The sequence below is a fragment of the Chitinophaga sp. genome (genome assembly GCF_035538455.1).
GTDB lineage: Bacteria > Bacteroidota > Bacteroidia > Chitinophagales > Chitinophagaceae > Chitinophaga.
In genome coordinates this window covers 1-10,577 of sequence record NZ_DATLKJ010000070.1, presented here as the reverse complement: position 1 = coordinate 10,577, position 10,577 = coordinate 1, and the positions used below count along the sequence as shown (strand labels likewise).

Annotated in this window: 13 protein-coding genes; all 13 read right to left on the bottom strand. The window is 44.7% G+C overall.

Going from position 1 to position 10,577, the window contains the following annotated elements:
• On the bottom strand, positions 1-893 hold an 893-nt coding region (locus VM802_RS08220), incomplete at its 3' end, for a lantibiotic dehydratase (RefSeq protein WP_325529348.1).
• A 10-nt stretch (positions 894-903) separates the two neighbouring features.
• A complete protein-coding gene (locus VM802_RS08215; RefSeq protein WP_325529347.1) occupies positions 904-1,851 on the bottom strand; it encodes an LLM class flavin-dependent oxidoreductase in 948 nt (315 codons plus the stop codon).
• Positions 1,852-1,874: 23 nt separating this feature from the next.
• Positions 1,875-3,077 (bottom strand): lanthionine synthetase C family protein, encoded by a 1,203-nt coding sequence (locus tag VM802_RS08210; protein WP_325529346.1) that lies wholly within the window; start codon positions 3,075-3,077, stop codon positions 1,875-1,877.
• A 65-nt stretch (positions 3,078-3,142) separates the two neighbouring features.
• Entirely contained in the window at positions 3,143-3,364 is a 222-nt protein-coding gene (locus tag VM802_RS08205; RefSeq protein ID WP_325529345.1) for a class I lanthipeptide, read from the bottom strand.
• A gap of 25 nt (positions 3,365-3,389) precedes the next feature.
• Positions 3,390-3,611 (bottom strand): class I lanthipeptide, encoded by a 222-nt coding sequence (locus VM802_RS08200; protein ID WP_325529344.1) that lies wholly within the window; start codon positions 3,609-3,611, stop codon positions 3,390-3,392.
• A 41-nt stretch (positions 3,612-3,652) separates the two neighbouring features.
• The gene (locus VM802_RS08195) at positions 3,653-3,877 is read right to left on the bottom strand and encodes a class I lanthipeptide (RefSeq protein WP_325529343.1); all 225 of its coding nucleotides are present in this window, start codon (positions 3,875-3,877) and stop codon (positions 3,653-3,655) included.
• A 39-nt stretch (positions 3,878-3,916) separates the two neighbouring features.
• Positions 3,917-4,132 carry a class I lanthipeptide gene (locus VM802_RS08190; protein ID WP_325529342.1) on the bottom strand — a complete coding sequence of 72 codons (216 nt, stop codon included), beginning with the start codon at positions 4,130-4,132 and terminating at the stop codon, positions 3,917-3,919.
• Positions 4,133-4,496: 364 nt separating this feature from the next.
• The gene (locus tag VM802_RS08185; protein ID WP_325529341.1) at positions 4,497-6,209 is read right to left on the bottom strand and encodes a S41 family peptidase; all 1,713 of its coding nucleotides are present in this window, start codon (positions 6,207-6,209) and stop codon (positions 4,497-4,499) included.
• A 409-nt stretch (positions 6,210-6,618) separates the two neighbouring features.
• Positions 6,619-7,551 (bottom strand): alpha/beta hydrolase, encoded by a 933-nt coding sequence (locus VM802_RS08180; protein WP_325529340.1) that lies wholly within the window; start codon positions 7,549-7,551, stop codon positions 6,619-6,621.
• Positions 7,552-7,669: 118 nt separating this feature from the next.
• Positions 7,670-8,233, bottom strand: a complete 564-nt coding sequence (locus VM802_RS08175; protein ID WP_325529339.1) for a Crp/Fnr family transcriptional regulator — start codon at positions 8,231-8,233, stop codon at positions 7,670-7,672.
• A gap of 104 nt (positions 8,234-8,337) precedes the next feature.
• A complete protein-coding gene (locus tag VM802_RS08170; protein WP_325529338.1) occupies positions 8,338-9,117 on the bottom strand; it encodes an ABC transporter permease in 780 nt (259 codons plus the stop codon).
• Positions 9,114-9,503, bottom strand: a complete 390-nt coding sequence (locus VM802_RS08165) for a hypothetical protein (RefSeq protein ID WP_325529337.1) — start codon at positions 9,501-9,503, stop codon at positions 9,114-9,116. Before VM802_RS08165 ends, VM802_RS08170 begins: the two co-directional genes overlap by 4 nt.
• Before the next feature lie 673 nt (positions 9,504-10,176).
• The coding region (locus tag VM802_RS08160; RefSeq protein ID WP_325529336.1) for a hypothetical protein at positions 10,177-10,577 on the bottom strand (401 nt) is incomplete at its 5' end.

Here is a 10,577-nt window from a genome sequence, read left to right as displayed (position 1 = left end):
GCAATGAAGGCAGGAAACAAATCTACCTGCAACGGATATTTTATCGGGTGGTCATCCTGCCTTAGTTCCTGTAATGCATTTTCCACCAGTTGATACCAGGCAGTACCTTTTCCCGGATGCAGCAATAACTGCCCGATCTCTTTCAGTTGGCTGCACAAATGCGCTCCCGGTGCAATCACTTCCAGCTGCCGGATCAGTTCCGCCAGCGGGTCATTCCCGGTCAGACAGGGTTCAATACCGGGCGTCAGCAGCTGTGAGCCAATAACCTCCACTACGAAACGTGTAATGTCGTCTTTTCGGTCTGCCATACCTTTGGCTGCAATGATGGCGTCTATCAGCTCTTCAATGGTGGCGCCATGTGCAGCGGCGCGTTGTACGATAATGTCGATGTATGCCGACCGTTCAACAGTGGTAAGACTGTATTCCCGTGTATCGCGGTTATTAAGCTTATATTCTACATAGCGTATTTCATCAGGCAGCTGATAGTGACTGTTGTTCGGAAAGAATTTGATATGGTTCCTGATCTCAGGCAGCAGGCACAGTTCATCAACAATCCTGGTAAAATAATTCATGTCAATCCGCACCGCTTTATCGTGAGACGATTGGTCACCAAGTACAATGTGGCTGTCTCCATCCGAAACCGCCGCTAGTGAACATCCTGCAAAAGTGCCGAAGGGCGTGCTCCTGGTACAGCTTCTCAGCCAGTACCTGGCATAGGCTGCTCTCATACCGGCGTCAGACAATCCGTTCTTATTAAGCTCATGCCATAAATCGGGGGACGCGAGATAAAGCCCTTCTTCAAACAGGGCAGGAGCATTACCGGCAGGGCTATATGCATACCGGGTGCTTTGCAGCGGTGTCCTGAGAACCAGGAAGGGAAGGCATTCAATCATGTGTATGTTTTTAGGATACGGGTGTTAAAGAAAAAGATTCGCTCAACATATTGAGTGTTTCCCTGCGTTCTTCAAATGAATAACTCAGATCAAGAAAAATGAATTCATTCACCTTTAGTTTTTCCTGATAGTTATGCAATGTGTCATAGAAGAAATCTGCATTGCCTTCAATACTGTTATGCACGTAGTTACTGAAGCTGACAGCATGTGCCCTGTTCTGGCCATTGTCGTACCTGCGCTGCTTTTTCTTTCCTGGTGTATAAAACCCTGCGAAGGCCACATTTAGCACGGGGTCTTTACCCGTAAGTGCATAATACTTATCCCTGAAAGTATTGATGATAACCGTCTCCTTTTCCAGTGTGCTGCGGTTATGGAAGAACGATTTACAGAAATGCAGCGGAGGCGCCTCATTCAGCGAAATATGATCCGGCAGGGACGTGCCGAGATTCCAGATATTGGGAAGTGTTCCTTTGTAAGGAGGGATCAGTGTATCATCTTCTTCAAATAACTCCTGTTCACGAAGGAAGTATTCAAACAGTTCTTTTATCTTCCGGATGAATAAGGTTTGCCGGTCGGCGGATTCTTCGGCGTGGTCCTGCAGACGGCGCATCATGTCCTTGTGCGGCGCGCTGTTAGCAATGCCCAGGTCTATCCTGCCGGGGAAGAGGGTGCCCAGCAATTTAAAGTTCAGGGCGATCCGGTAAGGGGAGTGCGCCGGAAGCAATATACCGGCAACACCTACATTGATCTGCCTGGTCATTCCGGCTATCACAGGCAACAACATTTCCGGGTTACTCCAGGCGCGGCTCAGATAATGATGCTCAGCCATCCAGTACCTCGAAAACCCCAGCTTATCTGCATGGATGGCATAGTCTATAATATCGTTCAGAATATGAACGGAATGATACTTGGAATACCTTGCCCCGAAGTCAATTAACCCGATCTTGATCGCTTTCATATTTGATTCCTTTTCTTTAAAAATTATAGTAGCATAACTTTGTCCCAGTTCAGCTGTTCTTCGCAGAGATACGATAGCAGCACCAGTGCCACGCCCGGCGGACCGCTCAACAGGTCTGTCTCGTTGGTGATAAAGCATTTCTTTTCATCCTCACTGATATAGTCCAGTGTTCTGTCCAGCCAGTATTCATATGCTGTAGCGTAAGCGCTGTTGCTGCTTTCCTTATAAAGACAACGGTACACCTGCGCCATACCCGCTGAACCATGACAAAAGATCGAATCATATATCATGCTCGAGGCGGGATCTTTTCTCTCTATAGTATGCATGCCTATATGCGTGGCTCTGCTGATCCATTCCGGATTATCCATGATCCTGCCGGCGCGGTATAACAGGAGAACTATGTTCAGATCGCCATAGCACCATCCAAGCCTCGGCGTGAGGAACCGGTGGTTAGATACTTTGTATAATTCGGTAGGGAAGAAGGAGTACCTGCCATTTTCAATGTCGGGTACTTCCTGGTAGCTGAGTATAAACCGGATGCTATCATGGATGATCTGCCTGATCATATCCATGCAGATGCCTTTTTCATATAGCCGTAAGAGTACGAGCAGTATACCAGTGTTCCCGTGTGCAAGGCCAAGGTCTATCGGCTCTTCATTTTCTCCGGCTTCTTTTTCCATTCTCGCATTGGTGTAGCGAAGTCCGCGTTCATCGCTGACTGCTAACTTATTCATTGCGTCCAGCAGCGAAAGGATGTAACCCTCGATCTCCGGATCAGGAAGCCTTTCAGCGAAGTACAGCATCGATCCCAGGGGGCCATGCATAAAGTCAGTATTCCCGTTCTTCAGATCTTCCAGGGATGATTCATAGATATAAGTATCCAGTGCCTGCAGGTTCCTTTTAATGTCGAATCCGGGAAGAAAGCCTTCGCCGTACAGGTGATACAGCATATATGTAAATCCTGTGAGCCCGATGGATAACGTATAACCATTAAAGGTAGTGCCTGATGGGTTTTCTAGATTGTCGAATATTTCATGTAGCAGCGACATAGCTGTAGAATCATACTCGTCATTTTCCTTGTATATCGAGAGATAACAGTAATACAGTGCCAGCCCGGAACGCCCGGCGTACAGACCATCGTAGCTGACGGGCGCTGGTGCTATCATCTGGTGTAGCTGGTCCAGTGCATGGGCGGCGAGGTTTTTTTTGCTGATAACAGTATCCATAGCTTTGATGATTGATGGGTAAAGGTGAAAGCTGTAACCAGCTTTCACCTGTTTTTTGATGCCTGTTATTTGCAGGACCTGTTGAATTCAACTTCAAATTCTTCAGTTTCTTCCTCTTCAAACGCTTTAGGCTTAGTCCCGGAATAGCAACATTTCTTGGAACACCTTTTACCGCCGGTATCGCCTTCCAGCTCACCGCCGTTGATGAAATTCAGCTGAGTAAGACTCAGTTGGGCAATGGTTTCGCGGTTAAGGGAAAGATCTCTGTTGAAGTTTTTCTTTTTCATACTGTGTGGGTTTTAATAATGACGATTATTTACAGGAGTTGTTGAATTCTTCGAATTCTTCCAACTCAAATTGAGCAGGCTGTTTTTCTGGTGGCTTGTAAGAGTAGCAGCATTTTTTGGAACATCTTTTACCGCCGGTATCACCTTCCAGTTCACCGCCGTTGATGATGCTCATCTGAGACAGACCCAGTTGCGCAATGGTTTCCCTGTTGAGGGAGAGATCCCTGTTGAAGCTTTTCTTCTTCATGATGTTAAGGGTTTTAGATTGTTAAAAATGAAAATGGGTGATCATCTGCATGACCAGAGTTCTTCTCCCCCTTCTTCACCTTCTGTCAGTCTTACCGGAAAGCCAGGCAGGGTAGGGTTGGAGTAGCAGCATTTTTTTGAGCATCTGCTGCAAACACTATTCTCGATATCATCGCCGCCAGCAGTACTTTTTACCTGAGCACTGGTCAGCCTGGCGATAGTTTCGATGTTAAGAGAGAGCTCCCTGTTGAAGTTTTTCTTCTTCATGTAGATAGGGTTTGATAGTTAGAAATGAGGGAAATAGAATTACTTACAGGAGTTGTTGAACTCAGGTTCAAATGATTCTTCCTCTTCTTCTACAGCAGCATAACCTTTAGAATAACAGCATTTTTTGGAGCATCTCTTACCTCCGGTGTCGCCTTCTGCTTCACCGCCGTTTACGTTGTTCATCTGAGACAAACTCAGTTGTGCAATGGTGTCTCTGTTGAGGGAAAGCTCCCTGCTGAAATTTTTCTTTTTCATGTTTGTTGGGTTTTAATTATTAAAAAATAAATACTCGGATAACTTGTTGAATGATGAGCAAAGCACTCCCTCTTCGCTACTTTCTTCAGGTAGCGCATTACACAGAGATCCGGCATGCCTTTCCCCGCCCGGGCTATGGCGCCAGGTAAATAGAGGCACTAAAAGTGCCGGGAGCCTTTATGAGCTCTTTAAAAAGGATGGTAATCTTTTGGTATGAAATCTTCAGTGTCCCTTGTAAGAAGATAAAAATAAAAGCAGATCCCGCTGCTTAAAGCCAATTAACTTTTCATTTACGTACACATTTACAGGTTTGTGATATACTTTTCAACAGACAGTTGGCACAGTTTAACGAACTGTCATGGTTCTATTTTCTGATGGTCTCTATCGCCTTATGCAGCAACTCATCTTCTCCTCGTTGTATACCGGCAATGGTGCGGTTACACCTGACATCGATCTTTATTCCGGTACGTTGAGTTTCCTGGCCATCAGCGTAGTATACGCCGATCCCGGAGAAAGCCGTGTATATGCCGCCGGGAAGTACGATGTCGCTTGTATTGCCGTCAGCGCCCGCGGTGGTACTTCCTGCTACTATGGATCGTTGTCCGGCCTGGAGCGCCATAACGGTGTATTCCGCCTGGCTCTGTGTTTCCTGGTTCACGATCACCACACTCTTCCCTTTGTATGTCCCTTCTTTCGCTTTCCTCCCGACATATACAGTGTTTCCGTCCATGAATAATCCCGGCGAACGGATGCTACCTGCGGCAAAGCGGGCGAATGGCGTCTTACCGCCATGTAGCCAGTTGCCCAGCTTGTAGACAACATACGCCGAAGGATAGCAACGGAAATCAAAGATGATCCCGTTTGTTCCCGCAAGATCTTTTATCATGCGCGGAATATCTTTAACTAAGAGCGATTCCGGGTTCACATATCCTATATTCCCTGCCAGTATCTTCCAGGTTGCTGGGCGTTGATGTTCCTGGTATTGCCGCTTTAGCCTGACATATGTTTTATAATCCAGCAGCTTCACCTTGACCATTTGCACAGCCTGATTCCTGGCTATCTTTATCGCCATCAGGCGGTCGTTGTCGCTGCTTAGCAGGCTCCGTGCTGTTTCCCGCAGTAACACCGCTTCATTGGAAGCGGATACCTTATCCCTTTTTGCGGTAATTAGCTCCGGAACCGGGTGGCCATTTACCTCCAGGATAACATCACCCGCCTGCAGGGTGCCGTCTTTGAGAAAACCCGTAACTACCGGCAACGTATCAACGAATTCGATCACCGCCGGTGCAAAGTAACGCTGCTGGTATTGCTGGTCCAACGCTGCTATTTCCACTACGCCATGTGCATCATGTATCCTGCTGACCATCTTCAGTACCGCCATCTCATACGCATGGGTATCTGATGCATGCAGAAAGATAGGTATCAGTTCTGCCAGTACTTTATCCCAGTTGTCCTGTATCAGGTATTTATAGGGATAAAAATACTGTATCATATTCCAGTATCTGAACAATGATAATATCCTGTATGATACGCCAGGGTATTTCATTTCGCTATAATCATCCTCATGTCTGAACACCGGAGATCCTACTCCTTTTTCCTTACTCACGTAATAGCTCTTCTTCCCGCTTCTCTTCGCATGCAGGATACCGGCCAGCAGCGATGACAGTTCCTGTCCCAGGGCTTCCTGATTATATATCCAGTCTATGTCAGGATGCATCCTGACACCGGAAGTAATCTCTTCTTGCTCTTTACCTTTCCTGAAATGCCCGAGACCTTTGATATAGGCCGCCAGATCATTGTCTTTCCCATTCAGATGCTTGCGTTTAGCCGTTAATGCTATAATGCTGAATAATTCATTATCCCACTTGTAGCGTCCTATACAAACAGCGGGATGATAATATTTCAGAAATCCCCAAACCTTGCATGCCAGTACGAGATCTGCATCCTCCGGAATAGAATCTTTCATCAATGACTCATGGTATTTGTCGGCGTTACTCGCCTGCTGACAATAACACTTACGGGAAAATCCTGTTACAATCAGCAGGATCAAGACTCCTGATGATATCCTGTATTTCATCCTGCTTAAACATATCGGATGTTTTAAATAATAGGTTAATCAAATGTGCCAGTCGGGATAATGTAGTTGTACACTTTTTATAGTGAAAAATTGAGGGATAAAACTATTCGCATAAGTAAAAAATAAGGTTATAGAATAAGCTGATTGAAAATTTACAGAAAAATAATCAATTGACGAAACTATGCCAATGCCCGATACAGGATATTGGCACAGGAAACCGCTTGTCAGATGGCTTTTGTTATCAAGCGTGTAAGGAGGAAGTCTGTCGTTTAATGTATGTATGTCAATGCAATTTTGTATTCATCTCACCATGACTGAAGAGACATTTTATCAAGTAAAAGAAATTGCTGACGATGAAAAAAAACAGCCAGGTACAGCGGGTAAACTTTACAATTACAGACTTTATCACTTATTCCACATGGGATGCCTGTTTCTCCTGTGCGTTATTGAACGAGGCAGCCTGCAATGTTTGAATGATCTCCTGAATAGCTTGCCTGGCTTCAGGTATCTGCAGAAAAATCCAGACATGTATCATACCCGGGAATTCTCTGTAGTTGATATGAACACCCGCTTCGGCTGCAAGTTTAGTCAGCTTCCTGCCGTCCGGCATCAGTATGTCACGCCCACCCATAAATATACTTATCGGCGCCAGTCCCGCGATGGGACCGTTTATTGGACTGACCCTGTAATACCTCACGTTGTCGTCGAAGCTATATGCCAATGCCGCCTGGCGGAGTCCTTCCACTTCAATGTAAGGGTCCCGGTGCGCTACAAGAGAAATGTCAGGATTGGTGAGACTGCCATCCAGCAAAGGTGACAACAGAATGATCTGCCCCGGCTGTTCCAGCTCATTTTTTTTCAGGTACTGTGCCAGTGCCAGCGCTATCCCGCCGCCTGCAGAAAAACCCATCAAAACAATCTCCTTACTGTCTATAGTTTGTATGAGTTCCAGGTAGAGCGGAACAATCATTTTAAAAACGTCGATATGAGAATAAGCAGGAGCCAACGGGTAATCCGGCACAATAATCCCGTAATCTGTTTGCTGAAGAATTTTTTCAAGGAAGGGCCAGTCGTATTTCGTGATGTTGTGTACATATCCGCCTCCGTGCATATACAGGATGTATCCTCTCACAGCGGTGTTCCTTTTCTTCAGTCTCCAGATGGTCCTTTTATGGGTGGACAATTGGCAGTCAATGTCAAAAGAAGCCCTCATTCTCTCCGGAGGTCCGGTGGGGCGCTGTCGTTTCCGGAAATCTTCCTTGCTGAATTCCCTGGATATTACTTTTTTCGCTCTGATCAGACGGAGCAACACCGGATAAATATTACTTTTCAGACTAGGCATATAATATTTGTTAACACAGTAAACCGTTTCCTTTGTGCAACTGAAATTCAGTAAGCTTTCAAATACACAAAGTTCAGGATACCTGTTATTCCATTTTTTAGCAAAAGCTAAAAAGCCATCATATCCTGTTTCTCATCCGGCTCAGGGTTATCGGAGACATGCCCAGGTAAGAAGCAATATGCCCAAGGGGAGCACGCTGTAATACGTGCGGCTTTTCGGTCATTAATTTCCGGTATCGTTCCAGGGCGCTGTCGAACTGAAGGGAGAAGAGCCGGTCTTCCAATTCAAGATAGTTGCGTTCTGTCAATACACGGCCAAGTGTATTCAGATGGGGATGTGTTTTATATAGTTGTTGCAGGTGGTCAATGTTGATAGCCAGTAGGGTTGTCTCCTCCAGGGTTTCAATGCCTTCCCGGGTGGGCGCCTGGGTAAACAATGCATGGGAAGAGGTGATAGGATCATACTCTTTGGCAAACCAGGTGGTCACATCTTTTCCACGGTAATGATAAAACCCTCTTACAAACCCCTGCGCGATGAGATAAACATGATGGCAGGGTTGTCCCTGCTTCAGGATCACATCTCCTTTCCGGTATTCCAATACGGTTATCCGGCCCTGGAGGGCTTTCAGATCTTCTTCTTCCAGCAGCGTAAGTTTGGAAAGCTCATTTAATACGTGTTGCATGACATAAAGTAAAAACATTTTTATGAAAAACAGTCAGCCTGGCGGAAGGGCTGACTGCTGATCGGAAAGAGAACGGAAATGATTGGTTTGTACTGTCACGAATATTATGCGCCGGATTTCTTTGCATAGCGCAGAAAGAGAAAGTATCCGGCTATAACCGCCACCCCAAAAAACACGATGCTCATCCATTCATTAAGCAGGAGTGTTCTTCCGGAAAGTGATTTGAGCTTTGATGCAGTAAGTAATGGTGACGTATAGGGGAAGAAATCTTTAAACTTTGTTCCCATTAAAAAAATCGAAACGATAAAGCCGGCAAGCCCTGCGCCTATAGGCGGAACAAAATTTCTAAATGAAAGCGCCAGGGCATACTGCATCCCCAACACACCCAACAGGCCAACGAAAGAATGAACGATTGCTTTCAGAATGAAGAAGAGGGAAGGAGTGTAGTGCAGGAATTGCAGTTCCGGTTTGATGATTCCGGCGAGTAAGCCGGCTATCAATGAAAAACCCGCGAAGCATGCAAGGCAGAACAAGGTGAGCAGTAGTGTGGTTATCAGCTTACCGGTATACACAGCCCATTCCGGCACTGGTTGTACCAGCACCTGCTTCCAGGTATTGGCTTTGTATTCTGTCTGCACCAGCAAGGCTGTGCTGAGAACAGCAAATAAGGTGAGCAGTAAAGTGCCGAGATGATACCAGGCCCTTGTCAGAAGAAGGTCCCAGGGATTTAACCCTGGTGGTGGAATCATGTCCTTTGCATTAAACACAGCGCCCAGGAAGTTGAGTGCCGGTAACAGGGCTGCCGTACACAGCGCAAGCCAGAGTGCAGGAGTAGCCTTAATTTTAAGTGATTCAGATCGTAGGCATCTTATGATAGGTGTCATGCTGTTACTTTTAAGAAGAGTTCTTCCAGGTCCTCTTTGATAATACTGGCCTGGTATACATCAATATTGTTCATTACAAGTTGTCTTACGGCGGCGGCGCCCTGGTCCGGTGTGGTACAGTTTATCTTCAGGTGAGCCTCCGTTTGTGCAGCAACGGTGAAGGCAGTGCTGAGCAGGGATGCCGCAGCCATATTATTGCTGGTATGCAGTTGCATCACCGGTTTCCTGATACTATGCAGGGTATCCAGGCTGCCCTGGAAGCGCAATTGCCCCTTATGAAGGATACCCAGGTGCGTAACCGTGCGCTCAATTTCTGCCAGCAAATGACTGGACAGAAACACGGTTACTCCCAGTTGTTTGTTGAGATGGATAAGCAGCTCACGCATTTCTATGATCCCGCTGGGAGCACATTTTATCTTCGTAATGCCTTGTAAAATCTGTGATTGATAGTGGTGAGCGTTTATTGCTAACCTTAATAATAACCTGATTATGTATAACTGTTATAGTCAGGAGCATAGATAATACAATAATAGTAAAAAATCTACAATATAACGTGTTATATTATTAAAAGCAGTTTGAACGACGATAATGAATTAGGGAAACTACAATTGCTGTAAGTTTAATTACAATAAAAAATCCGCTCCTAGAAGCGGATTTAACAAAACAATTGATGCCCTTTATAATGTGCTGTAAGTATACATAAGTTTAGTTTACACTAAGCAACATATCTATACGACCATTATTAAAGGTTATTAAGTTCTCTAGCTTAATATTAGAACTTAAACTAATTTGGTATCCTTACTACTTTAATATAATCCCACGAGGGATAATGATATGTTCTGTATACATTTTGAGACATAGGTACATTACTCAAGTTGAGGCCACCTACAATGTTATCAGATTTGTCAATTTTAGGAACATTCTTTTCAATGTCAGCGATCCTTTTTTTTGCATTCTTTTTCATATGATATTGGTTTAGGTGAGAAAATAAAACTCCGACTGGGCTATATGCCAAACAATTTTAGGTTAAACAATCAATATAAAGGTGATTACTAAAGTTTAATTTTGGGAGTGGGTTAAGTATTCACTTTTAATTAAAGCTGACAAGGTAATTCCAAATTTGACTTTAATTACACTGTCGGCAATTTGATTATAACATAAAAGTTCTTTATCAACAAGACAATTTAAAGGAACTACTTGGATTTTCTTAGACTTGAGAGTATCAACTAATTTTTTGGAGGGAGCTGCAATGCCATGATAGTATAATTTAAGACTGTCCCGTTGAAAATCTCTTCGTGCTCTCTCTTGAAAAATAGCACAGGCACTATCTAGAGAAAGGGTATTTCCCTTGACAGGAATAGACTCTGTACTATTCTCGTTCGAAATATTTTTAGAAACTGTGTCTTTGGCGTTATTATTACTATTACCTACGCACCCAATTGTAATGGTAAACGATATTA